This is a genomic window from Parabacteroides sp. PM6-13 (assembly GCF_029892605.1).
GTDB lineage: Bacteria > Bacteroidota > Bacteroidia > Bacteroidales > Tannerellaceae > QVMG01.
In genome coordinates, this window is record NZ_JARXWF010000019.1 from 17,866 (window position 1) to 44,818 (window position 26,953).

General features: G+C 41.9%; 15 protein-coding genes. 1 reads left to right on the plus strand and 14 read right to left on the minus strand.

Going from position 1 to position 26,953, the window contains the following annotated elements; genetic code table 11:
* Nucleotides 1–32: 32 nt before the first annotated feature.
* The 6 genes from M2134_RS14610 to M2134_RS14635 all read right to left on the minus strand — a co-directional run bounded on the left by M2134_RS14610 (nucleotide 33) and on the right by M2134_RS14635 (nucleotide 7,574).
* Nucleotides 33–635 carry an outer membrane lipoprotein carrier protein LolA gene (locus M2134_RS14610; protein WP_280751877.1) on the minus strand — a complete coding sequence of 201 codons (603 nt, stop codon included), beginning with the start codon at nucleotides 633–635 and terminating at the stop codon, nucleotides 33–35.
* A 14-nt stretch (nucleotides 636–649) separates the two neighbouring features.
* On the minus strand, nucleotides 650–2,140 hold the full coding sequence (locus M2134_RS14615; protein ID WP_280751878.1) for an NAD(P)/FAD-dependent oxidoreductase: 1,491 nt from the start codon (nucleotides 2,138–2,140) through the stop codon (nucleotides 650–652).
* Entirely contained in the window at nucleotides 2,110–4,608 is a 2,499-nt protein-coding gene (locus M2134_RS14620; RefSeq protein WP_280751879.1) for an MMPL family transporter, read from the minus strand. Before M2134_RS14620 ends, M2134_RS14615 begins: the two co-directional genes overlap by 31 nt.
* An 82-nt stretch (nucleotides 4,609–4,690) precedes the next feature.
* Nucleotides 4,691–4,933, minus strand: a complete 243-nt coding sequence (locus tag M2134_RS14625) for a phosphopantetheine-binding protein (RefSeq protein ID WP_280751880.1) — start codon at nucleotides 4,931–4,933, stop codon at nucleotides 4,691–4,693.
* A gap of 22 nt (nucleotides 4,934–4,955) precedes the next feature.
* Nucleotides 4,956–6,179 carry a beta-ketoacyl-[acyl-carrier-protein] synthase family protein gene (locus tag M2134_RS14630; RefSeq protein ID WP_280751881.1) on the minus strand — a complete coding sequence of 408 codons (1,224 nt, stop codon included), beginning with the start codon at nucleotides 6,177–6,179 and terminating at the stop codon, nucleotides 4,956–4,958.
* A gap of 9 nt (nucleotides 6,180–6,188) precedes the next feature.
* On the minus strand, nucleotides 6,189–7,574 hold the full coding sequence (locus tag M2134_RS14635) for a 1-acyl-sn-glycerol-3-phosphate acyltransferase (protein ID WP_280751882.1): 1,386 nt from the start codon (nucleotides 7,572–7,574) through the stop codon (nucleotides 6,189–6,191).
* Nucleotides 7,575–7,867: 293 nt separating this feature from the next.
* Here M2134_RS14635 and M2134_RS14640 point away from each other — a divergent pair, with 293 nt between their 5' ends.
* Nucleotides 7,868–10,354, plus strand: a complete 2,487-nt coding sequence (locus tag M2134_RS14640; protein ID WP_280751883.1) for a TonB-dependent receptor — start codon at nucleotides 7,868–7,870, stop codon at nucleotides 10,352–10,354.
* A 395-nt stretch (nucleotides 10,355–10,749) separates the two neighbouring features.
* Here the strand turns inward: M2134_RS14640 and M2134_RS14645 are convergent, their stop codons facing one another.
* The 8 genes from M2134_RS14645 to gcvT all read right to left on the minus strand — a co-directional run bounded on the left by M2134_RS14645 (nucleotide 10,750) and on the right by gcvT (nucleotide 26,950).
* Nucleotides 10,750–11,856: a cysteine desulfurase family protein gene (locus tag M2134_RS14645; RefSeq protein WP_280751884.1), complete on the minus strand. Its 1,107-nt coding sequence runs from the start codon at nucleotides 11,854–11,856 to the stop codon at nucleotides 10,750–10,752.
* Nucleotides 11,857–11,861: 5 nt separating this feature from the next.
* Complete coding sequence (locus tag M2134_RS14650) at nucleotides 11,862–12,062, minus strand: hypothetical protein (protein WP_280751885.1); 201 nt, start codon at nucleotides 12,060–12,062, stop codon at nucleotides 11,862–11,864.
* On the minus strand, nucleotides 12,052–13,491 hold the full coding sequence (brxL, locus tag M2134_RS14655) for a BREX system Lon protease-like protein BrxL (RefSeq protein WP_280751886.1): 1,440 nt from the start codon (nucleotides 13,489–13,491) through the stop codon (nucleotides 12,052–12,054). The genes M2134_RS14650 and brxL overlap by 11 nt, the downstream gene beginning before the upstream one ends.
* A gap of 12 nt (nucleotides 13,492–13,503) precedes the next feature.
* Nucleotides 13,504–15,786, minus strand: a complete 2,283-nt coding sequence (gene pglZ / locus M2134_RS14660) for a BREX-4 system phosphatase PglZ (protein ID WP_280751887.1) — start codon at nucleotides 15,784–15,786, stop codon at nucleotides 13,504–13,506.
* Between the two features lie 5 nt (nucleotides 15,787–15,791).
* Nucleotides 15,792–19,979: a hypothetical protein gene (locus tag M2134_RS14665; protein ID WP_280751888.1), complete on the minus strand. Its 4,188-nt coding sequence runs from the start codon at nucleotides 19,977–19,979 to the stop codon at nucleotides 15,792–15,794.
* 12 nt (nucleotides 19,980–19,991) lie between these two features.
* The gene (locus M2134_RS14670; RefSeq protein WP_280751889.1) at nucleotides 19,992–22,346 is read right to left on the minus strand and encodes a phosphoadenosine phosphosulfate reductase family protein; all 2,355 of its coding nucleotides are present in this window, start codon (nucleotides 22,344–22,346) and stop codon (nucleotides 19,992–19,994) included.
* 1 nt (nucleotide 22,347) lies between these two features.
* Nucleotides 22,348–24,813, minus strand: coding sequence for a hypothetical protein (locus tag M2134_RS14675; RefSeq protein ID WP_280751890.1), 2,466 nt, complete (start codon nucleotides 24,811–24,813; stop codon nucleotides 22,348–22,350).
* Between the two features lie 1,042 nt (nucleotides 24,814–25,855).
* Nucleotides 25,856–26,950, minus strand: a complete 1,095-nt coding sequence (gene gcvT, locus M2134_RS14680; protein WP_280751891.1) for a glycine cleavage system aminomethyltransferase GcvT — start codon at nucleotides 26,948–26,950, stop codon at nucleotides 25,856–25,858.
* Between the last annotated feature and the right edge of the window lie 3 nt (nucleotides 26,951–26,953).

A 26,953-nucleotide genomic window follows, 5' to 3' on the forward strand; every position in this document is an offset into this window, starting at 1 on the left:
TAAGCGATTTCCGCTTCGCCATAATTCATAATTTATTGAAACACCTCTTCTGCAATCGGCTGATTCAGCTTCTTGCCTACCAACTCATACACCGTATATCCTCCGTCCGGATCTTCCGTACGAAGCAGGGAGAGCGCCATCTCTTTTTTATCATAATGCACCTTTACCCCCTTCATATTTTGGGCTCTATCGCCTTTAATGGTGATGATCACCTCGTAATAATCGGCTTTCTCGACGGCATCAACCGTTGCATCCTTGATCTTCCGGGCATCACCTTCCAGGCAGGAGGAGAAGATGGTGTGGATTAGTTCGATAGCCGGATCGGACTTAGCCGATACCTTTGTGTGTTGATCCATCATGACCATCGTGATCTCATCACCTTTGATCAGCATCATTTCGCCCTCAGGCTGACTGTATTTGAGCAACAAACGATCCGGTTTCCGGTAGTAGAACTTGCCGTTCGACAATACATCTTCGTCCATAAAGGTCAGATGCATGGTCTGCTTGAAATCGCTTGTGATAGTGGTCAGCGATTTGTTCGCTTCTTTAATCTTATCCAAGATGGCTGTGCCGTTTTGCGCAAAGGCCGTAGCCGTGGCAAACATCAACGTAAGGCTTATCAATATTTTCTTCATAATCTATCTCTATTTTACTCGGTTATTAATTCATTCTTTAATGCTTCCATGCCGACAATCCGCGCGCAGGTGAAGAGTGAGGTCATGGAAACGCCCAATACACCATGCAAATTTAAGTTTTGTCCGGACAATAACAAATTGGGAATCTGCGTTTGAACGGGGATCAATGTGCCCATCACATTGTTGCAGTCTTTCTGTATTCCGAAAGCCGATCCCTGGGGGATGCCGGTATAATCGCGGTAGGTCAATGGCGAACTGGTGTACACCTTCTCGATCGCCGCACACAAACCCGGTATATGGGCGTTGGCAACTATTATACAGGCTTCCGATTTCTGTTTCTTAAAGGCTTTGTAGTCTTCGCCTCTTCGGCCGATTGTCGTCTCTTCCCAACGGGCTACCTCCTCCCAACGGACCGGAGTCAATAGATCGATCTGTTCGGCAAAAGCTCCCTCTTCCGGTGCATAATAGCTAACCATCACAGGGGGCGCCGTATGCTCCGGTGAATAATCCCATACCTCCTGGCCGGAATAGAGAAAAAGGTTCCTGTTCTGATAAGGAAGTATTCCTTTTTTCAGGCGCAGATGCACGGTAAACATCCCGAACGTATTGGCTAAAGAGGCAATACGTTTGCGGTAGATCTTGCGTATCAATCGCGTCTCCAGAATGATAGAAAGCGTCTGATCCGGGTGAAGGGTGGAGATAAACCAGTCGGCCTCCAGCCGTTCCGTGTCGTTATAGGTCACACTTGTGATCCTTCCGTCGGTCTCTGTCAGGGCGGTTACCCGGGCATTTGTCAGGATGGTTCCGCCGTTTTGACGAATAGTCTCCGCCAGCCGGTCGGCAATCAATGAACCGCCCCCTTGCAATCGCCAGGAGCTACGGATAAACGAGTTGTTGATCTGGGCAAACACATAAAGTGGCAGATGCTCTTTGTCGAGCTCCATCGTCAGAGAGGTGGCCGAGAGCAGATTGCGTAAAAGAGGATCGTCGATTGTCTCTTCCAGGAAATCCCAGGCAGAGCGGTTGAAGTATTCCACACTATTGCCATCGCCTGTCAGGCTTTGAAAAAGGGTTGACTCTACCTGTTGGAGCAGATCGACGTACCTTTTCAGTTGATCTTTCTGGTGGGGAAACGCCGTGGAGAGGTAGTCAACGTAGCGCTCATACCCCGAAGGCAAGCGGTAAGTTGTCCCATTCAGATGCACTTCGGCAAATCCCTCCTCATCTAACTGCTGCCAGGGCAGGTCTAAGAGATCGAAAAAACGGAACAAGCGGTGCAGGGGTTGCCCCTCGTCCAGTCCGCCTACGAAATGAAAACCGGTATCAAATAGGGCATCCTGCCGACGAAAAGTCTGCAGACAGCCACCAATCTGGCTGTGTTGTTCCAACAAACAAACCCTATATCCTCGCTTCGACAGGATATATCCACATTGAAGCCCGGCCAGGCCGCATCCGATTATGACAACATCCTGCTTCATTTTTCGGTCGAATTGATTCGGATCCATTTCTCTAAGATAGGCTTTTTGCCTTTGGCAATCCGCTTAGTAATCAACAGATGGTAGAAGAACGGCTGCATCGAGTAGGTGATCAGGATCGTAGCACTCATGCCAATCAGCGTGACAATGCCGATCGATTGGATCGCCGGGTGTACGGCAAAGAGCAAGGAACAGATCACAATAATCAGGATCACAGCGGAGAAAAAGATCGCTGTCTTATGATAAGCCAACAGGTCGCGCTTGCTTCCCCGGGTCTTTTCCAATAGGCCGTCCATCATATAGATACTATAATCCACCCCGATTCCGAAGATAAAGGAGGATATAATGATATTGATCAGATTGAATTTCAAACCGAATATGGCCATACATCCCAACACGATATACCAACTCAGCCCCATCGGCAGGAAAGCCAGGAGGGTCAATACAACACTTCGGTAGGAGATCAACAGGACAATCAGAATGAAAAGGGAAGAGATCGCCAGGATGGTGTTGAAGTCATTATGCACCATTTTCACCATATCGCTGGCATAATACATCGGATCGAGCACGATAAAAGAAACACCTTTGTCGGTCAGTTGCTCGCCCACCTTCCAGAGATCATCCTTATGCATACGCACCGGTGTAAACATCACATAGCGTCCTTCCGAGTGTTCGATCAGGTTACACATAATGGCTTCCGGCAATACGTTGGCCTCATAGAGGGATGCCGGTTGGTATTCCTTCTCTAACATTTGGTAGAAGGGGGCAAAGGTGTTTTCCGAGAAACGGTATTTCTTGCCGGTTTCCACGATACGCTGGCGTGTTTCTGCCTTTTTCTCCTCCGTCCAATAGGCCTTCCAGCGGGCGATTCGCTCGCGTTGTTCCGCTTCGGGCACAAAGAAGGCAAGCGAAGAGGTATAACCGTTGATATCACCTGCCGCCTCTATCTCGTCCAATCCGGCAGCGAGTTGCTGCGTCAGCGACAGGGTCGACTCCAGGTCATCCGCCACGGTGGCAAAATAAAACGAGTCGTAACTCTGCGTAGTCTTGGAAGCCAGTAACTGTTTGGAACGGGCTATCTGCTGATTATCGTACCCCAGGTTGCGGAGATTCGAATCGAACTCCACCTTTCCCGAAGCAAAATAGCAGACGATACTTATAATGACTAAGGCACCCACCAGCCAAGGCTTGTCGAGCGGATAGGAATTGATCTTCTGCAAAGTGGCAAAAGCCTTTTCTGAACGTTTGTTATTCTTGGTACTCAGGAACTGAGGTAGGAAGATCAGTGCAAACACCAAGGTGCCAAAGATGCCCAATGAAGCAAACCAGCCAAAGTCATGCAGCATCTCCGACTCGGTCAATAACAGCCCCGCAAAGGCGCCGATGGTAGTCAAAGCGGCAATAAACAGCGGCACGGTCTGGTCTTCAAGTATCTTTTCCGGATCGTCTACATACTTATGGTGGCAGATCATGTGCAAGCAATAGCTGAAGGCTACGCCCATCACGATGGCTCCAATACCGAGTACCATAAGCGACATACTCCCTTTCGTGAGGTATATCACGGCCAAAGAGAACAAAATACCATAGACAACCGGAGCAACCAGGTAGAACAACGTGCGTTTGTTCTTAAAACAAACCAATAGAAGCACAAATATAATAGCCAGTGAGATGCTTACTGTCAGGAGAAGATCCTGCTTGATGCGTCGCGAGTTGGAGACACTCTGTACGGGTGCTCCGTGGAATAGGATCTCTATCTCGGGATTCAATGTTTTATAAGCCGCCACCTCTTTGTCTAACAGATCGACCAACCGGGTAGCCGACTTGGAGTCCAACGACTTGAACTTCGGTGCCAAAAATGCCAAAGCAACCGTGGTATCGGGCGAGAACAGGTGACTGTTGTAGAGGGTATAGTTGCCACCAAGCCCGCCTCCGGCGACGCCAGAGATAAAGATATTGCGCAATCCGATCGGGTCCTGGGTAATCATACTGCGGTAGGCACGTCCCGCCATGGAGGTCAGTAAGGAGTAGTTCTCAGTCATCTGCCTGTCTAACGCCTCCGGTTGCATCAAGGAATCCAGTAGCGGATACTGCTCTTCGGTCAGGAAGATCGGCGCGTTGGCATACAGATAACCGATGGCATTTTGCAACACCGAGCGCTCTATCTCGGAAAAGATGCTGCCGATCAACAGCTGCGCGCTGTCTTTCTCCAACAGGAGGGCGGTAAACTCATCGCAGGCCGCCGCCAGTTGTTCGGGCGTGACGGTGTCGTTGGCCGCCGCAAACTGCAGGTAGATCTTATCTTTTACCTTCAATTCCGAAAAGGCCAGTTTCTCCGCTCCATTCTCCTGTATGGCGGGAAGCAGACTGGATATATCCTCTTCAAACGCTATCTTCGAGCTGAAATAGCCGAAGACCAACAGCGTAGAGAGCATAATCGCGTAGAATACCCCTCGATGATTCCGGAAATAGCGGTAGATCTGAATCGTTATCTTTTCCATATCGCTCACAATTAGTTAAAACACAGAGACACAGAAGACGCTTTGTCTCTGTGTCTCTCTCTGTTTTTATATTCGATAAAAATTAATTCATTTTTGATTCGATATAATCATACAGATCCTGGAACGTCTGAATGGATGCGATCTCCGTATTTTGGATCTTCACACCAAACAGGCTTTCGATCAGGGCCACCAGATCAACCAGTCCTAAACTGTCGATATCCAATGTATCTTTGATAATGGCATCGGGCGTGATATCACCCAATTCGATCTCGAACTCCTCGGCCATCGCCTCATTTGCCTTATTAATAATCTCTTGTTTTTCCATTTTAACCATTCATTTATATGTATTACTTCAGATTCTTTACAATCAGTGTCGAGTTGGTTCCTCCGAATCCAAACGAATTGGAAAGGAACACATCGAAGTTTTTCTCTACCCGTTTGTCGGGAATATTCAGCTTGGCTGAGTCCTCGTCGGGGTTTTCGAAATTCAAATTCGGTGCGATAAAGCCGTTTTGCATCATCAGCATGGAATAGATCACCTCGCTGGCTCCCGCCATCCACATCTCGTGTCCGGTCTGCGATTTGGTAGAAGTCACCTCCGGTTTGTAGTCGCCAAACACACTATCGATCGCCTTTGCCTCGTTTTTATCGCCAACCGGCGTTGAGGTTGCATGCGCATTGATATAACCGATATCGCGGATATCCATGCCCGACTCGCGCAACGCCATCATCAGGGAGCGTGCCGGTCCGTCGACATTAGGCACCGATATATGATCGCCGTTCGAAGAGAAGCCATATCCGCAAATCTCTGCCAGGATAGGCGCTCCGCGTTTCACCGCCGATTCGTAGCTTTCGATGATCACCGTGGCTGCTCCTCCTCCGGGAACCAAGCCGTCGCGGTCTCTGTCGAATGGGCGCGATGCTTTTGTCGGATCGCTTTCGCGTACCGAAAAGGCACTGATACCGTCGAAGCTGCCGATGGAATACGGATTGACCTCCTGCGCGCCTCCGCAGACTACACAGTCCTGCAATCCCCATTGGATCAACAAGGCGCCCAGGCCGATCGCATGCGATCCGCTGGCACAAGCACCTGATATCGTGAGGTTGATGCCTTTCAGTTTGAAGATACAGGAGAGGTTCATCGTCACCGTCGAGTTCATCGACTGGAAAATGGCTCCCGAACCGATCATCGTGGTGTCTTTCTTCTCGCGCATCGTGTCGACACTCTTCATCACCGCTTCCGCTGTGCTGTCATTGCCGTATAATAGTCCGACCTCGTTCCGGTTGAGAAAATCTTCATCGATCCCGGCATGATCTAAGGCCTCTTTGGTAGCCACATAGGCATAATTCGCCTCTTCCGGCATATAAACACGTTGATTACGGCTTAATACACCTTTCAGATTGGGCACTTCCAGATAAGCCGTCAAGGCCGAACGGAACCCTAATTCTTTTCGTGACGGATCAAATATAATGCCTGAACGGCCATCATACAGGGATTGGCGCACCTCTTCCAGGTCTTTTCCTAAACAAGAATAAATACCCATCCCGGTCAGTACAACTCTTCTCTTCATTACCTTATTTTATTGTTGCAACAGTTTGTGAATTGTTTCATACATACGTTGTCGGACAGTAACGAGTTCGCTCAACTCCCCTTTTGCCGACAGAATCCTGAATCGGATCTCTTTCATGCACTTTACTAATGCTTTCGTATAATAGTGGGCAAAGATAAACAGAATCGGTAAGATCGCAATAGATATCAAAGCCAGTAAAAATGATCTGGAGATAGTCCAGACACTGATCAAAAGCACCAAACAAGTAACCGGAACCCCAACTAACACATTAAATATCACCCGTATAGTTCCGTGAAACATAAAATCTTTTATTTTTTTATTAATAAGTTCCGGTGTAAAAACGACGAACAAATTAAGCATTGCGGCCAAAAGAAATGGTTGAAGCAAAGCCACCAGCAGGACAATCTTCAATAGGATTTTCCCAAGCATGGGTTTGTTGTCGAAAAACGAATCGGCAATCTTCAGTCTGCGTATCTCTTTATCCAGGCGAGTGGCATCGCGATATACATCCTCCACCGCTTTCTCACCCGCTGCTTTCTTCTCGTTTAGTTCTTTGAATAACAACTTATCGGCAGCAAGCTTCTCCGGCAATTTATCGGGATCCAACCCTTTACGACGCGCATAATCTATGCCGTAGGTATTGCGTAGAAAGTCGATCGCCTCGTAATTGCCCAGATCGGTTATATCCAGCATCATATCGGAAATCTGCTCGCGCACCAGGGCGTTTATCTGCCGTTGAGCCGTGCGGGGTTTTGTCTGATACAATTCATAAAAGGGAGATAAGGCAATCGGTTTACCAAAACGGATCATCATATCGGTCTGCACGCCCAGGTAATCTTCGTAATGGTTGCAGGAGGGCAACAAATAGATCTCTTTCTCAAAATGACTGGCTTCGGCAGCATCGAAAAGGATTTTCAAATAGCCGTAGGTGAACGTTCCCAGCCAATGTTTATCCTGGTGCCCGGCTTCGGGGTAGATAATTACCGTGCCATCGTTGAGGATCTCTTCGGAGGCCTCGCTAAACGAATGGGTATTGTTGGAAAGCGTCTCCGCACCGTCGTATTGCAAACGAAAGGCAGGCATCAACCCGATCCAGCGAAACAGTTTCGCCACCGGCGGTTTGAAGGCATCGGCCCGGGTAATGGCGCGTACCTTTTTGCCGCCTCTCTCACCAACAGCCATCACCAATGCCAAGGCATCGTTCAGGCTGTTCTGATGGTTTGACACAATCATCAGCGGCCCTTCCTCCGGTAAATTCGCGCGGTCGACCACATAGGTTCTCCGGTTGTACAACCCCGAAAAAATAAAACGTACATAGGCCTTAAAGGACTTATAACCCACCCCCGGACGATCGCTTCCTCTGTTTTTCTTCGTTTGCTTATTTGTCTCTGTCATAATTCGTATCGTATTCTTCCACTTCCTGTTGCCCGGATTCACACACCCACAAATCCACCGTTCAACAGACCTTTATTTCTCATTCATTCAGAAATGCAAAAGTAGTATTTTTCTGTTTCCCTCATAATGCCTCGTTTATGATTTTAATGGGCGTTTTCTTTATTGTTAATAAAAATAGATAGGAACATTTTTTAGGCTTATTTATTATACGAAATATGTAGGGGTTATGTTTTTCAACTACTTTTGCGCCTACGATTATTTCGTACAAGTTACACGACACACTATTTATTCAGATGAAAAAGAAATTGATGACTTTGTTACTTGCCTTATGCTGCGCCACCTCTTTGTTAGCCCAGCCCGCAAGTGTTTCGTCCTTTACGGTGAAAGGACAGGTGATGGACTCGCTTTCCAACGAAAGTGTACCCTATGCGACCATGAAATTTGCCCTTGCTGCTGCTCCTCAACAAGCAGTGAAAATGTTGGCAACCGATGATGACGGGAAGTTCGAAGCGATCCTGAATGCGCCGGGCGATTATGTGGTAACTATTCAATTTGTTGGAAAACTACCGGCAGAGAAAAAATTTACGCTCATGCCCACCGACAAGACAAAAAACCTGGGCATCGTCTACATGACGGAAAATACCCAGCAATTGGAGCAGGTAACCGTAACGGCCCAAAAGCCGCTGGTGAAGGTCGACATCGACAAGATCACCTACAGTATGGAGGAGGACCCGGAGTCGAAGGTAAATAATACATTGGATATGTTACGCAAGGTACCCATGATCACCATTGACGGAGACGATAAGATTCAGTTGAAAGGAAGTAGTAACTTCAAGATCTATATGGATGGAAAGCCTTCTAACCTGCTTAGCAATAATCCTTCAGAGGTACTGAAAAGCATACCAGCAAGTTCGGTGAAAGATATTGAGGTGATTACCGATCCGGGAGCGAAATACGACGCGGAAGGGGTTGGTGGGATTATCAATATCATCACCTATAAGAACAGCCGCTTGCAAGGTATCACCGGAACGGTACGTGTCAACGCAAGCGACCAGGGCAGCTTTGGGGGCGGTGGCTATGCATCGGCCAAAGTAGGCAACCTGGGGATCACGGCGAACTTCAATTATTCACAACAAAACTCACCTTGGAGCGAAAACGAATCGGAACAGCTCAACCTGGTGAATGATGACAAATACCAACTATTGGGAAAAGGACGGAATAAAAACAAAGGCCCTTTTATGTATGGTTATCTGGAGGCCAGCTATGAGATCGACTCCCTGAACCTGGTCAGTGTAAGCGCGAATATCTTCGATGTCAATATGAAGAATATTTCGGAATCGCAATATAACCTGTTCAATAAATCAGGCAATCCCGTATACGACTACGAACGCTATTCCGAAACACGATTCAAACAAGGATCGACAGACCTCAGTGTCGACTATCAGCGTTCTACCCGCAAGAAGGACGAACTGTTTACCCTCTCTTACCGATTCAGCGATTCGCCTTACGACAGCGAAAGCTATACGGAATTGCGCAACGTAAACAATTACGATATGACCAATATGTATCCCATGTCTATCCTGAACGATGCCTCCACCACGGAGCATACCGGACAGATCGATTATACCACCCCATTATTTAAGGGACATACCTTCGAAGGGGGCGTTAAATACATCAACCGCCAGAGCCGTAGTGAGACAGATCGCATTATCAATAAAGTCTCTACCGAAGCTGCCAATAGTGACTTCCGCCATACACAACATATCTATTCGGGATACCTGGGATACACCATGCGCATCAAAAAGGTGGGTATCAAGGCGGGAATACGTGCCGAAGGTACGGCGTTAGATGTCGCATATAAGAAGGATCCGACAAGGAATTTCGACACCCATTACTTCGATATCGTGCCTAATGCGACCCTGTCCTATCAACTGGGTATGACACAACAGTTGCGCCTGGGATACAATATGCGCATCTACCGCCCGGGCATCTGGTATCTCAACCCCTATGTCAACGATAGTAACCCGGAACATATCAGCTATGGTAATCCCAACCTGGATTCAGAAAAAAGTCATAGTATCAACCTGAACTACAGCTATTTTGCGCAAAAATTTAATATGAATGCCAGCTTTAGTCACTCCTTTGTCAACAATTCGATCGAGAGCTATACCATCGTAGATCCGGAAAACAGCAAACGATTGATTACGACCTACGACAATATCGGCCACCAGAGTCGCACCGGAGGATATGTCTATGCCAGTTGGAATCCGATCGCTCTGTTACGCATTTATGTAAATGCCGGGCTTAATTATGTCGATATGGAAAGTGTAGGAATCGGTAATGACCAGAATAAGCGACTAAGCAATAACGGCTTTTCAGGCAATGTATCAGGAGGCGGACAGGTTACACTGCCCAAGGATTTCCGGATCAATGTAAACGGATACTACAGCTCACCCTGGGTAAGCTTGCAAGGTGAAGGAAGCGGTTATTATTATGTTGCTTTCAGCGCCAGCAAAGACTTCCTGAAAAAGAAGTTGACGGTGTCGGTTAGCGCGCAGAATCCCTTCTGGAAAACCATTGATATGAAAAACACATCGATCGACAGCACCTTTGAATCCCGCAATACCAACTACCGGATTGCCCGTTCATTCAGCATCAGTGCCTCTTACCGTTTTGGATCTTTGAAGGAACAGATCAAGAAGGTACGCCGCGGTATCAGCAACGACGACCAAAAAGGTGGCGGAAGTGCCGGCGGATCGGGAGAAGGATCGGCACAATAGAGGGGGAAACGCTATCAAAACCACTTATAATAAAATAAAAAGTCGGAAGAAAATGAAGTAGTTTTCTTCCGACTTTCATTTTCTACCTCTTACTCCACCGTACGTTCCATTCGAGATACGGCGATTTAATTTGTTTTCAAAGCATGTTGGCGTTAGTTAAGAATACGAGCTCTCGTTTTTGATAAAATTCCTTACTAACCTGGCTCTTATTACATCTTTGATCACGACTGTCCCACCTATCAATATCGTTAGAATTTACGCAGCCCAAAAGCTTCATTGACAAAATAAATTTCAAAGCATCTATATGAGATAGAATCTCTTTGGTGATTTATCGTTAATCACACCTGCATTCTCATTTCTATTTTACAAAAATTTCTACCAAATACAGAATTTTCCTATTTGACAATGCGAGCTAGTACTTCTGCAATTCTATTTACATCTTCCTGGGTATTGCCCTTACCTAAGGATATGCGTATAGTACCTTTTGCCAAAGACTCATCCAAACCTATAGCTTTTAGCACGTGAGAAATATGAGTGTGCTTACTATCACATGCAGAACCTGTTGATACACATATACCAAGTAAGTCTAAACGATGTAACAAAGATTCTCCACTATATCCATTAAACGATAAACTTATATTTCCTGGAGCTTTTACCTCAGCACCATTCTTATGAAACTTAATGTTCAATGATAATAATTGATGCATTAGAGCATCTTCTAATCCTTGAACATATTTCATATTTTCTTCCAACTGAGAAGTATTCTCTTCTAACGCTATTGCCATCGCCACTATTGATGCAATGTTTTCTGTACCTGCTCGTAAAGAATTTTCTTGTGTACCTCCAGATATTAGAGGATCTATTTTTATTCCATCTCTTATATACAAGAAGCCAATACCCTTTGGACCATTAAATTTGTGAGCAGAAGCTGACAGAAAGTCCACATCTAAATCTCGTACATTAACAGGAACATGTCCGACAGCTTGAACGGCATCTGTGTGGAATAAGGAATGATGATTGTGTGCAATTCGTGCAAGCTGCTTTATTGGCTGTATTGTTCCAATCTCGTTATTTGCCATCATGATAGAAACCAATGAATTTTCGACAAGTACACTATCTAGAGTTTGAAGTTCAACCATACCTGTATTATTGACAGGTAGATAGATTACCTCTTTCCCTGCCGATGCAACTTCCACACAAGTGTTTAATATAGCATGATGCTCTATTAATGACGTATATATTTTGTTACACTTACATCCTTTAATAATCCAATTATTACTCTCTGTTCCGCATGAGGTAAAAAAAATTTCATCTGGAGAAGCACTGATACATCTTGCGATAGTTTCTCGCGCCTCTTTTAATGCCTTCTTGGCACTACGAGCAAAAGAATAAGGCTGTGATGCATTGGCAAAATCAGTCAATTGAAATCGCATCATTGCCTCACACGCCGCTTGACTCATCTTGGTCGTAGCCGCATTATCTGCATAAATGAGTCTCTTCATTATTTTCAACTAAAAAATTTACAACCTTCTTCTTTAAACTCTTCTATTTTGTCGAGAATATCTTGTACAGTGCAAGCTAAGTAATCTGCTAAACAGTCCATACAATAATAATTTTCAACATCTTCACCAAGTAGTTTTTTATTAATAGCAATGGCGTCTTTATCTAACGGTTTTACACCGCATGCTATACATCCCTTAGCTCTCATTTCCAATCGGATTTATGGAAAATTTGGGCATTTCTTTTCCTTTATATTCAATATCAAGCATACCCATTTGTCTTAAAACAATCTCACGCATTCTGACAGCAGGACGCAAACAGTATTGATTAAATTCACGCGGTTTTACATCTTCAATGTTTCTGACATGAGGGAACAATAGTTTTAAGTATGCTGTAGCTATTCGCTTTACAGCCTCTGTATTTCTCGTATCAGAATCCGCAGGATAGTCTATCAAACGGTCAACAATTGCACGATAAGAAACATCATCACGAAGCATATGCATAATAGAAGTAAAATATTCACTATTTAATGCCCAACCACATATCTTTAATCCCTCATTCATTCGGGGAATGTCCCATCCTTTAACAAAACCATGAATACGGTCAATAAGAGCACTGTTATTTTTCAGAAATGATGGAAGTCCAGCAAACATGTTCTTCCATTCATCCATATCTTCCTGGTCAATGTTACCTAACATTACAACTCCAGCTTCTGCCACATCATTTTTGTCTCCAATTTTCACTGTACCCTGTTCCATATATCCAAGAAGAGTTTGTACCATTTCATTTGGGTTATCAAATTCCACTTTAGAAATTTCATCAAAAGCGACGTAGTCGTGGTAAAATACCAAGCCATCTTCTCTGCGTGCTAAATCATAGAATAATTTTGCACGAGTCATCTTTCCACCACATAGATATCCGTAACGACTTATGCCACCAAAGACATAGGACTTTCCTGTTCCTTTTGGTGCAAGTTCGATAAGGTTTACTCGTTTTTCAACGAATGGCAACAATCTTGTTAGCATAGCATTTTTTTGAGTCTCGGTCTCATACCCAGCAGCATTATAATCAATTGCACCAAGAATAACATCAATCCACTCTTGTACAGAAAAATTCTTGCGGACATCTTTGTAGAAATCAAGATCTATTTCATATGGACAGAAATTGGCGAAAGATACCAGCTTTATTTTACCAGGAGTTTTGCCTTCCGGATAACGATAACCCAACTCAATAATTCCCCAATTTTCTTTGGCTTTTATCAATTCGTCCTTACAATCATCCCACACTCTATCTTCAATAAGAGTTTCTTTATTGGTCAGACCAAAGTCGGGTAGAGAGAATGTAACGATCTGTGTTTTGATGTCAATATCTATTGATATACGAGTAAGAAGCTTTACTGTCTCATCCTCCTTTACAATTCGATTCTTGATTCCAGTCCATTGTGCTCTATTGGGAATATACTGATGAATAAAGTCAGTCATTTCCGTCACATCAAAATGTCCATCTTCATCTTCAAACATTTTGAGAAGCCAATCGCGAAGAAAAGCAGGAAGACTTAAGGATTTAAAGAAATTACTTTCTTTCAAATCCTTATATACAACCATGTCTTCAAAGTATTCTCTTAATTTATCTTGCATAATTTGATTTCATTAAAAAAACTTTCGTTCGTTAGCACCTTCTTTTTTCATCTCAAAAGACAATTCTTTAGCTATTATAGAATCACCTATAAGGACGTCAAAAGTATGAATACCAGCTTTCTTTACATCAGGTAGCTCTACCTCATAAAGATACTGCTGTCCATTGACTAATTGTGCGGCATAATAGTATTTATCATCTACCAATATCGAGACATCAGATAGTGTCTTACTTATGTAGATTCTGATTTTAGCTATCTTTTTAAAACTAGACGTTACAACCTTTGAGCTGTTGTCTAGATTGCATTCTATTTTTTGTGTTCTCTTCGTTATTTCTATAATTGGCACAAGTACTTCTTCTAATGAAGCTCCACCATGAACTTCAACATTAGCTTTACGACTACCTTTGAACCTATCATAGTTAAGAAGACAATAGAACCCGTTTTCTTCTGTTGCACAATCTGGTTTTATGTCAATATCGGAAGTAGGACAACAACGTCCTGAATGTTGTCCCTTCTCAGACATTTCCCATTGATTCTCGGATTCGGCTATCACAGCCATACGACTAGCGCCATGATCTGCAATTAATACTGCTTTCTCAAGGTCTCCCTGTTGTAAATCACTATCAACTCTAGCAATTATTTGGTCGATGATGGCAAGTTCTTCTGCCAAGTGAATTGGTTGTTTTACCTTTTCGTAGTTGTAGTCAAATTGACCATCATGTTTTAATTCATCAAGACTCTTAATACTTGTATAAGTTTTGAAGTCGGCCACAAACTCCTTGTTTTGCGAAGTGATGGATGGCAGATTGCAATAGCCTATCTTTGCTGAAAAATCCAAGTTATGTCTATAGCATTGCTCCTGAATGTAAGCAAGAAATTCCACTCCCATTGCATCCACAAAATACAAATGAGAGTTCTTCTTATCCATCTTATCAATCAATTTAGCTCTATGAGGCATATCTAAGAAACGTCGTTCCTCAACTTCTTTTTCTGCAAGTTCGACGAAACGGTCGCACAGCATATTCGCCACTTTCGAATATTTGTATAAATCAAAATATTCACTAAATTGACCATAATTATAATGTGAGAGATATTCGTAAAGAGCCGGATAGATTTGACGCAGTGCAGCATTTAACTCTTCTCGACTATGCTCTTTCGCAAAACTTTCGATACACTTTATAATTGTTTCTTTTTCTAATTTAGAGTTGTCGGTCAAGTAGTATATGGCCATAGTTCCTTTGAGTGTCACCTTCTTGCAATAGGAGATCAAAGCATTAGCGTCCTCTTCATAGTGACTCAGTAAAGCCTTTCGTTCTCTATAGTAAGTTCTAAACAGCGTGTCATTTATGTCAATCTCTAATAAGAAATCATATATCAAATTCTTAAAATCGTCCAAATTCTCTGCCTTTGCAATAACAGCTGAGAGATATGCATTCTCTTTCGCTCCGTATAATTTCTTAATGAGAAAATCAATCCATCTTTTGAAATTATTGGTTGCAACATTATTCAATGTCTCATTTGAAATAATGGAATCTAAGATATGTGGAGCATTCACAATATCTGTCCATTGATATTCTCCGTTTTGGAGAATACGCAAAAGTTCTGTCCATTGTACTTCCGTTCCGTATGTCTTGTTCAAACTCTTAATTTCTGGATAGAAATTGACTAGTGCATCATGTGATGAAGTTACTACACGAATATCTAACAAGGTATTTGGTATATCCTTCTTTGTTAACTCTGTAAAAACGAACACATCTTCATTTTGATGTCTTTCCAACATAATTGGTAGTTGTTCTAACGACTGAACACAAGGAATCTCTATCTGATCGTAATTGAGTGGGATACGTTTAGATATAAAGAAAACCTTTACGGGTACTGCATCGTCAGAGTCTCCTACAAAGATAATTCTGTTAGAATCAAACAGTCTGCGGTCAAATCTCATCAGATATTTTTGACATGCGTTTGTGACGATTACCAATTTTCCTTTAAGTTGAATGTCTAAAAGTGCTTTCAACTGAGATTTGAGTTCATCTTCTCCCTGAAGTTTTAGGTAGGTTGATATTTCTGTCAAAAAAACAACTCCTTGCTCGTTCTGAATTCTATTTTTCAGTTGCTCCATCAAAGGGAATCCATCAAGTATGGCAAATTTATTTGCTTGCAGAAAGGTATTCCCTACATTATAGTGCATTATCAATTTAGAAAGCTGAGGACTGTCTGTCACATCAACCAAAATTGGCAGGTGACTGGCATTACTCAAATACTTGTCTATTCTAGCGTATACTTCATCTAGTGTCATAGGACTTAATTGTTTTTGATGATTTCTACACCCACGTTTTTGTTGTTTTTAATGAGGTCTTTAAGATATTGTTTCACGTCTTCTGCACTCATCTGGTCAATCTTTCGGAAAGCTATTACATATCCTTCTTTGCAATACTTCGCCTCTGCCATTTTGTTCAATGTTGATTTTACAGCAGGTGAGCTGAGCCATTCATATGGTGAGTCGGTCACATGACTACGCAAATAGTTCTTTACTTCATTAATGTCTGCCAACATAACTGCATTATCTTGAATGATATTTTTAACAAACATTTTGTCGCGTTGTTCTGAATTATTCAATGAATCAAAGAATTTTGCATTCTCAAGATATGTAATAGCATCAGATATATCCTTTGCATCAGCATTCTTGGAATTAATGGTATAGAACACTTTACGACATATGCTATATTCGTCCTCATTTAACATTGCAAGGATAGGCATGTTGTATTGTTCAGACCATTGGTAAGGATTAGATGTATTGGTCTTTTCCAACCAAAGGTTCTTGAGTTTCATAGAACTCAGCCCCTTCTTTTGCTCCTCTACCATCTTTGTCACCATTGAGATATAACCGACTTTATCCTTGGTAAAACAGCCCATAGGCATAGCGCCAAAAACTTTATCTTTATCAGCATCGCTAAGACCTGTCAACTCAAAGTCGCAGACTTTCTTGAAGACTTCTTTTTGACGATTATTGTAAAAATCAACGAATTTTTCTCCATAGTCACTCATGTTCTTCAAGAACGCTTCCTTATGCTGCTCCTGAAGTTGGCCAGTCTCGCAAATCTCATTTATATTGTCTAAGAACACATCAAGGTCGTCAATATCGTTTTTGATAGCACTGTAGGCTAAGCGCATATTGTTAGCTTTGCTACTCCATCCGCGAAGTGCTTCCTTGTAAGATTTGCTTGTGTCAACCCACCTATTGCTCTCTTCAATTATACGATACTCAAGAATAACACTATCTATCACATCTTGAGCTGTTTCTTTACGCCATACCCAATTTGCAGCATCAACAGAGAACTTGCTTCTAAGCACATTTACATACTGATTGCCATCATTGACAGACTGTGCCAATCTGATTAACTCACCATTTGCATAAACATCAAGAAAAGCCTTTACACCCTCCAGACACTTATCGGATGTAAATAGTTTTTCAAGGTCAGCAATAGCAGTCTCATGCTTCATGCAAATTTTACCGATTTCTATAGCTATATCATTCTCCGACATGCCTGTTTCATCCTTAACATTGTTGGCTAGGAAACCATAGAGCTCTATAAGACGTTTAACCACTTCGGTGTCGGTATATAGAGATTCTCCCTCAATAATATAGTTGAGTAACCATATTGGAAAAGAGAGATCACGCATCTTTGCACGAACTCGTTCTCTCGCTGCTTCTACAGAGGTGCATTGTGATTTGGATATACCAAAAGCTTTTGATGTAGCATCGATAAACGCCTTCACTTCTTGTGGCATGGTAACAATGTACTTGTCACGATAGCGTGGGTTCGGGGTCTTTTCTTGCTGGAGTATCTCATGGATCATCTCCTTCATTTTATCCAACGTGAGTTCATCACTTGTAGTTCCATCACTCCACGTATACTTACCGCCACAGTATTCTTTCAATAGAAATCCAAGGATAAAGGCTGATAGATTACAAGGCATGAATCCATAAGGAGCTATAGAAAGCGTATCGAAGATAGTCTTTATAGAGACTCTTCCGTCTTTCTGCAACTCGGTCTTCATCAAATCCTCTAGCTTGGCTTTTATGATAGAGATATTGAGTGAGGGGCTGGAAATCCAGTAATCGCTTATGCCCCAGGCTCCGGCAAGAGCGACCTCTAACTTGGTATTCTGGTTAGCTGAACGAAAGGTACCGACAATTTCTTCTTTCAATCCACATTCTGCTCCCTGCCGAGCCGCATTAAGTGTCCACATGTTTGCAATAACATTATAACACTCAAGAGCGTTGCTGAAAACTTTCCTATTGTAAGCGCGTAACTCGTCCATTAAGGCTTCCTCTGTTGCCAAAGTTTCCCCATTAAGTCGTTCTTTTGAATAATAAACAAACTCTCCACCTTTTATGTTATTACGCCATGTCTTAAGCACATCGTTAGCATAATTGGTGTTCTGAGTGGATTGGTCTTTATCCTTACCTGAATGAAAATCGGCTTTAGCTTTATACTCTACCCATTCGTCAAACTTTTCTTCGCCAAGTACAGTTTTACTACAATCAATAAACACTACTGACGTATCTGGATTCTCAGCCAGCTTTGTTTTGATCTTTTGAGACAGTATCATACGTTCTGAAGCATCTTTTGCAAAAGTCACGACTGCATATAGATGTTTTTGATCCTTTTGTGCTTCATTGATCCATCTCTTCGCACTTTGTTCAAAGTCTGTTAAACTCGCGTATGTCAATTTATAACGCAGTCTTAAAGCTGCAGGCAATTCTATTGCCTCATCCAAACATCCTTCCGTAATAAGCGATGTTGTTGTTTTAGTCTCATATTTCTTTTTGTATTTATCTATTTGCCCATCAGCTACTTCCCCGACAAGCACAGAGTACACTTCGCTTTTGCCAATAATCTTTTTAAAGAGAATTCTATCCTCAACCAATTTTTCAGCAATATGAGATGCTTTAGCTTCAAGATCAGAGCCCTCAAAGGCACTATTTAGGTTTTTCTCATTAGCGAGGAATAAATCCACGCTGTCACGAACCTCAAAAGAGATGGCTTGAAACAAGAGCACTGCCTTTAAGATTCGTTTTTCATCTTCAAGCAATTTGGCACGACTAAGGCGTGGGTAGTTGTCGAGAATTTGGCGTATGCTAAGTGCTAATGACTCTTTACCCATATCATAGAAGAAATTCCAAAGCATATCAATGGTCAATAACGGATTATCATCAAGAGGGCTGCAATTCTTGATAAACCACTGAAAAGCTTTTGTATTATCTCCGCGATCGTTCTTGATAAAGTCGAACATTGAACGCTGATTGGAGTCAAAAGAAGTTGATATATGCTTTAGAAGGCTTGCGGCATAAGGGTGAATTGGCAAAATCCCCTTCATCTGCTCATCATTGAGCTTTGTTTGTTCACCAACAATCTTACGAGAGCTTACCGTGCGATTACAAAGGTCGGGCAGAATTTCTTCTGTCCATTCTTTATTAACCACAGGGTCTGGACTCTTTTGCATTGCGGCTCCCATCAACTGAAAAGCCATATTTTCAGGGAGCTCTATGACACAGCGAGGACGCACAAAACGATCAAGAATTTTGTTTTTCATCCTGTCTGCAGCGTTGAAGAGAGCCTCACTCTTATGGGTCACAGGTATAAAGTAAAAACGCGCAGTCGCACTCAGTTCCAATATTGTCTGGAAACCAGTAAGCGAAGTCATGTTGTTCTGGAAGTATTCTGTAAATTCGTCCCAGATGAATACGATTGCGTTAAGATTGTTCTGCTCAATGACCTCACGAATCCATTCACATAACCCACTGTCATCCAATGTAAAAGCTTTTATCTGTCGTTCATTGGCAACTTTAAAAATTTTGCGCATGAGTTCGCGGAGGGCATCCTCTGTAAATACCTGAATGTCTTTTACTATTTTGTCCGCATCATTGCCTCCAAACAGACTGCTATAGGGGCCTTTTATAAGTTCATTGAAATACTGCTTATTGATATCATCGCTTAGATATTTGACAACAGCATCCTTCATTGCGCCATGTGCGGCATTGTCTATACCTGCATCGTAAAGAGCCTGTTCAATGCTCTCTTGAATTGCAATAAAAAGGTCGTTGTCTCCCTTAATGCTAGACGATGCATAGCGGTGGATAGTAAGAATTTTACCTTCACGCTTCACATACAGGAATTTTTTCATTAAATCCTGGTCAAGTTTAAAGGTTTCAAAATATTCTTTTGTTTCTTGTTCTGTAGAGTCAAGGAGACGTTTCAGTGTGAGCACAGCATGTGATTTACCCGTACCATATGCACCCTCAACCCAAATATTCTGTTTTTGTTGACAATTGAGCACACTAACGATATCATTTATTAGTTTGATAAAGGTCTCATGAGGATAAAACTTCTTCCAAAGTTCGGGATTGCTTTTTATCACATCCGGGTTGACCGCGGGAAAATAATCCGGATCGATGTCAAAATAGTCTTTATACTTAGTATCCATGGTGTTGTTATGTTAGAACAAATCAAGTACGTCTGCCGAAGTCTTTTCTTGTCGCAAATTTATATTATCAAGGTCAAGAGTAAAGGATACAGAGATATAATCGGGATAATTAGTTGCAAGCCCTTTCAATATACCAGTCATAACATCCTTGTCTAAGCCAAATATCTGTACGGGGCTCACCCCATCGCTCTCTACTGTGGTGTCCATTAAACGTGTGAGTGTGAACTGATAGTAGTCACCACATGCTTCCGCAAACTTATACAAAGAATATAAGATTACTTTTGCATCAACATCTTGCCATGCAGTACGATAAAACGACAAGCCTCCAAGTTCTTTAGTTGCTTTATCATTTGTACCAAATCCCAACTTACCCAATGGTAATGAAGATATTCTCTTTAATGTCGGTGGAATAGCTTTTAGGGCACTATCTTTAATTTCTGGCATGTTGGACAACAACGCAACTATCTCATTTCTAGAAATCAAAGAGTCAAAATTAAACGATTTTACAAACCATCCGACCTGAGGGGTATAGCTCAAATTGACAAGCATTAATGCCCAAATAGACAAATCTTGCAGTTCGCTATTAACTAGTTTTTCACCAAGATTTGTTCTGTTACATTTCTCATCTATGATGCCAGCATCTTTCAAGAAACGATTAAACATTGGCTTTTGGGCACTACCCAAGCTATTGTTCTTACTAAAATCGTCTCCCAACTTTACAAATTCCTGGAACCACTCAATTTTGGGACCATGCGCAGCATAGCAGTCCAATGTTCTTTTCTTATCCATATTACCTAGTCCTTTAGATAGCCATAATGACTTATACACCAAACAACCTGTATTAATATCTAAGCACTGACCACATTTAATACAGTTGTCAGAAATTGCTATTTTTCCATTATCATCAAATGATAAATTACCGAATTTACAGTTTGCCTGACACACTTTACATGCTACACAGTAATGACTTTTTCTTAAAATTTTTCTAAGATTCTTCAAGAACAGTACATTTATTGTAGTTGGGTCATTTGAGGCTATTATTGTTATATATTGATTTTCTAATTCAATAATTTTCAGGCCCTTCACTTCGTCTTTAATCATGATTCGCACCTCGTTCTGATTATCCGTTGGCAGAACTTGTCCTAGTGTTTTAAGCCACTGCCTCCAAGAGTTGTCGTGATTCTTGAAAGTTATAGATAGTTCTTTACCTATAACAGACTCATCATAATCCTTCAAAGCGATTTTAAGGTCGCGTCCATTTTTTCTTGCCTTCCAACCATTATTTTCGACATAACTGATTTTTTCAGGAGTGTTGTCTTTTTCGCTGCAGTTTAAATCAAAAATCATGTCTGTCAATATCTTTGTTTGGTTAGGATTACATCTGTAATTAAGATAGTCATTTCTATTTGTCGACATAGGACAAACCAAGCATCCTGCTCTTGTGTTGCCTCTTTTGTACACTTCGTTTAGACGTAACCTATCTTTGTTTGCATATATATATAAGTAAACTTCGGCAGAGTTCCAATATAGAATTGGATTACAGCTAAATTGGCCACAATGTTTTGTTCCGTAAGAGATATAGTCATAACTGCGACGCCTAACACTTTCATCAGCTCTTACACCGACAAATGCCATTTCTGTAAAATTATCTTTGTCCAAGATGTCTTTCAGTAACAGTAACTGAGGCGTTGTTTTATGAACACTACAGCACCATCGAACAGTGGATGTAGGTGGTCCGAACATACGCCAAGATTCCGACGGTGTTAAGTGTGATTTTGCGACATAGAACTCTATACCATTCTTTTTGCAGTAATCCATTGTATATTCGACAATTTGATGAGTTTCAGGAAGCTCCATACCAGTGTCTCCAAAAATAACAACAAATTTATTGTGCGGCAGAGCTCTTTGTACGATATCAAGAGTTACCACACTGTCTTTACCTCCGCTAAAAGACACATGGAAAATGTCTACTTTATTTTCATATTTAGAAAAGGTGTTGAATACATCTTTAATGGTTGTTGCCGTAAGGCTTTCCATCAAAGCTTTGTTCTTTAGTACCATTAAGTCTAAATCAACAGCCTTGAGAGGTAGACTGTTTGCCTCTGGTTCATCAATGATGATAATCTCTGGCTTAGTAAAAAAGGTTCCACCTTTAACTTGTGCTACAAGTTTACCACGATAATAGAAATTATTTGCTTCAGCCCACATATAAGGCTTATCATCATTTTGTTCATAATTCCAGTAAGAGTCAAAGCCATATATGTCCAACTCTTTTGAGTACACAGGACGTGGCTCCTTGCTGAATGCTTGTGGAAAGCTGTTCAGCAAGATACCACCAGTTTCTTTATCATAAGTATATGAGTACATATTAATTATTTTTCAACGTTTCTGCTCTTCTAATTACATCATCAATTGTGTTCAATCTTCTTCTCTCAATGTATCCATTTTGAGCAAGGAACTCCAATGATGATTGCTTATTGAGCGTGATACCTGCATTGGCTAATGCCGCTGCCATTATATCTAAATAATCTTTGAAATGTGATGTATTGCGAACAATGGCACCTGTAACGGAGGTTTTATTGAAAGCCTTGTGTTTCAGGGTGAACATTCTACTATAGGAATATATATAACTTTCCAATAGATAGGGCGTCCAACGATAACCACATTCTGGAAATGCAGCGAAAGTATTTACTTCCGTGATACCAACAAACTCATCTATGCAAAATGTAGCTATAGCCGTATCAACCAATTCGGTATCGAAGGCAATGTGGTCTTTGCTAACAAATATCGTCTCTGATATGCGGACATTATTTTCAGCCAAAGCTTCGAAGTTAATAGGCACATTGAAATCGTTTGCCATCACTTCCACATCCTCTATATTAAACGACTCTCGCCCTCTGCCCATACTGATGAAAACATCCTGAGCACTAACAGGATTATCATGATTACTGATAAACCCACCAATGAAGTGGAATTTATCTGCCAATAGACTAGAGAGGGCAGTACGAATACCTGTCTGTGTAAATTGTATATTGTTCTCTATTATGCGTGGGGCAACTATTCTCATCTTGTCAAAGAGTTCAGAGAATGCAACATACTGCATGGAGGCAATCTCTTTCGAGAGAAAGTCAACAATTGCTATTTTGTCGATATCTTCAAGCTGGAAGTTATCAATGTGGAATCGGGTTCTCAGACTTGACCGCACAAGTGTCTTATAATTGCCAGAAAATGCCTCAATTACTTTTTCTCTTGGTAAATGTGCAAATGCTACAGCTATCTCTTCTTCAGTCACACAGCCCCCCTGTTCCTTCACAAAATCTACTACCTCCTCATTGATGTCAATATTTGCAGATGTTTCTTTTGAGAAATACGGTTCGTTAAAGTGATACGTGTTTTCAACATTATAGTATTCAAGATAGTAGCGCAGCATCTCACCATCAATCATTGTCTGCTCTAAAAACTGCTGTCTAAAATGCTCGAAAAGCACATTGTAATAAATACATGCAATACCATTAGCAAACTGATTTTCAATATAATTAAACAGAGATTGTTTGGTGGCTTCATCTATCATACTACTAGGTACATACACCATACCATTATACACAATGCCAAATCCGGATATTTTCAAGTCCATCTGCTCGTCAGATATCTCTATGTCCTTGCCATACTCTTTTGCATAATCTTTGGCAAAACGTTTGCGTGCAATTGAAGAGTTAAGCCTATATCCTTTAGAGAAATTCTTAGCGAGTATTTCCAACAATTCCTCATCTATATTCTTGCACGTGGTTTTACAAACAGCGGTAGTTGGTATCAGAGGCTCTTTCTCAATAGTTGGTTGTTGCACTAACACATAGTTACTGCTGTTTTTTGAAAGAGTGTCTGGAGTGAACTTCGATAGTGAATTTTCTGTTACCGTTTCTGCAATAGCCGATTTCCCTACGAATCCTTTTTCGATTTCTTTTATTGTTTGTTCGTCATATCGCTTGGGAACAAAATTGGTCTGCTCCGATGATGTGGCTGATACAGCACTTGTCCTAAAACAGGAACTTCTTTCTAGCGGATAAAGCTGCTTTGCTTTATTTAGGACTTCGTTGAATCTAGCGTTGTCATTGTGATACACATTGAAAGCTTTTTGCAATTCATCATTAATCACACTCCGTTTTCTTTCTGTCAGAAGTTCTATATCACAATACGCGTTAGTAACATCCTCTATTGAGGGTAAAACGCATCGATTGGCAACTGGTGAACAGTTGCTGCATCGTTCAATAAACATAGAAACGACATCTTCACGCACAATAATTCGTTTCGATATTTGATAGTAACCATCTACAAGCAAAGCAGCTTCGCACTTGTTCCAGTCGAACGATGAGTGTGCTTTGTACTTTGCATCCTTTGCTTCACTTACAAAAGAACCTGTTAGCTCTGCCGCAAGCCATTCATAAGGATGCTCAGCATTCGTGCTTTCACTCTCACTACAGACATTTGGATACAGCAAATTAGCTTCAGATAAGATTGCGTTATAAACATCTCTTGAGTTCTTGCTAAGTAAATAGATTATACGGAAAGTCTGAGACAACTTGTTGTCCTCTACTAAGTCACCATTGCTGTCAACACTTCTTTCAAGCGTCAATAGCTGCAAGTCCATTCCTGCAACATTACGATATTTCTCATTTATAGCAATACCATCTAATACCATCCTGTTACGCAACCTCTTAGATAGATAAATAATAGCTTTGTCGCGAGAGGCGACACCATTCCGCACTTTTTCGAATGTATCGACAAGAAGTGCAGCCTCATGTTCATTCCAAACGACTCTTTTAAATGGTATTTCCATCGTATTTGTTAAAGCTGTTTTTTTATTATTCTAATTCAGTCGCATTAAACTATGTCAACCCCAAGGTTTAGCTATATGAAGGAATGTATAACATCTGGTTGCATCCGTTAGTACACTATTTTGACACGGAAACATTGCCTTTTCCAAGCACTTCAGCTAGCCACTTACCCACTTCCTTTTTCAGCAAGAACAACTTTCAAACGGTTTATTCGATTTGCTATACATGAACACTTTTTTTTGCTTTACGCGCAAAGTTATAAAAAATTAATGAGACTTTTGAATTTTGACAATCCGAAATAGACGAAACCATAAATATTCCATGTATGTCATTGTTGTTTAATATATTATTATTTTCACCCACTACTAACCGGCTAAACTTTTGAATAAAGGGGCTACCTCCTTTCGGATTCGCTCCTAATGTCGTAGAATTGTTGTACCAAAAAAAATAAACGATATGTGTAAAGACAGTAAAAAATTAGTCGGTTAGCCGATTTCCAAACAAACGAGAGTTTTACTGCCTAAAAATAAATTTGATTCCTTGGTGCATAAGCATGGATCGGATCGTTATTACAAGCGATTCATATCTGTGACCTCAGTTTGTGACGATGTTTTTCGGTGCCTATAGTCGTTGCGACCCCATAAGTAAAGTATGTACCGGGATGCAGGATTGAACATAAGTGGATTGCCAAGCAAAGTAGTAAAGGCATTTGGTTTATCTACCGGATGAAAAACAATGCTCTTGACAATGTGATGCCACCCTTCGGAAGCATAATAGACGCAAAGGCAAAGCGAAAGTTCTTAGAGAAGAACTGAAAGCCATAGCCAAGAAAATTCTCAAACATAACCAGACACGTCAACAGCAGAAGGATTACTCGCGTAAGGAGAAGTTCCTTGCCGAAGAGAAACCTGTACTAAAGCCTCTGCTTGAACAAGGCTTTGAGTTGAAACATTACACAGACCTCCGGGAGCCACTTACAATAAAACAAAAAGAGATTATCCCAGTTATCGAGACAATCTCTTTTGTTTTATCGTTGATAAAGAATTATACCTGTTTAGCGCGGAAAGGTGCTTTGATGACCTGCGCTTTCAGGTTGCGGTTGCGCACCTGGATAAAGAATTCCGTACCTACTTTGGTATATTCCGGTTTAACATAACCCATACCGATTCCCTTTTTCAGGAAAGGGGACATGGTTCCAGAGGTTACTTCGCCGATCACGTTGCCTTCTGCATCAACAATTTCATATCCGTGACGGGGTATACCTTTGTCGATCATCTCGAACGGGCAAAGCTTGCGGGTAACACCCTCTTTCTTCTGACGTTCCAGTTCGGCGCGGTTGATAAAGTCTTTGCCTTCTACAAATTTAGTGATCCAGCCTAAGCCTGCTTCAATAGGTGAAGTGGTTTCGCTGAGATCGTTGCCATAGAGGCAGAAACCAGCTTCCAGGCGCAAAGTGTCGCGGGCACCCAAACCAACCGGTTTGATGCCTTCCGGTTTGCCGGCTTCGAAGATGGCATTCCAGATTGTCATCGCGTCGCTCGGATAGAAATAGAGCTCAAAACCACCTGCTCCGGTATATCCGGTGTTGGAAATGATCACGTTCGGACATCCGGCAAATTCGCCTGTCACGAATGAGTAGTAAGGAATAGCCGACAGATCAACCGGTGTAAGGCGTTGCAGGATTTCTGTTGCCTTCGGTCCCTGGATAGCCAATTGGCCGATGTTGTCGGAAGAGTTTTCCAGTTCGGCTCCTACCGTGTTGTGGCTAACACACCAGTCCCAGTCTTTCTGCAGGTTGCCAGCATTGACTACCAACAGATACTTCTCCGGATCGTAGCAATACACCAAGAGGTCGTCGACAATACCACCCGTTTCGTTCGGGAAACAGGCATACTGTATCCTTCCCGGTTCCAGGGCTGCTACGTCGTTGGAGGTGATTTTCTGCAAAAAAGCCAGGGCATTCGGGCCTTTTACCCAGAACTCGCCCATGTGGGATACATCGAACACGCCGGCGCCTTCTACCACCGTCATGTGTTCGTCAATGATACCGGTATATTCAATAGGCATATTGAAACCGGCAAACTCGTGCATCTTAGCACCTAATGCGATATGCACATCGGTAAATGGAGTCGTTTTCATACT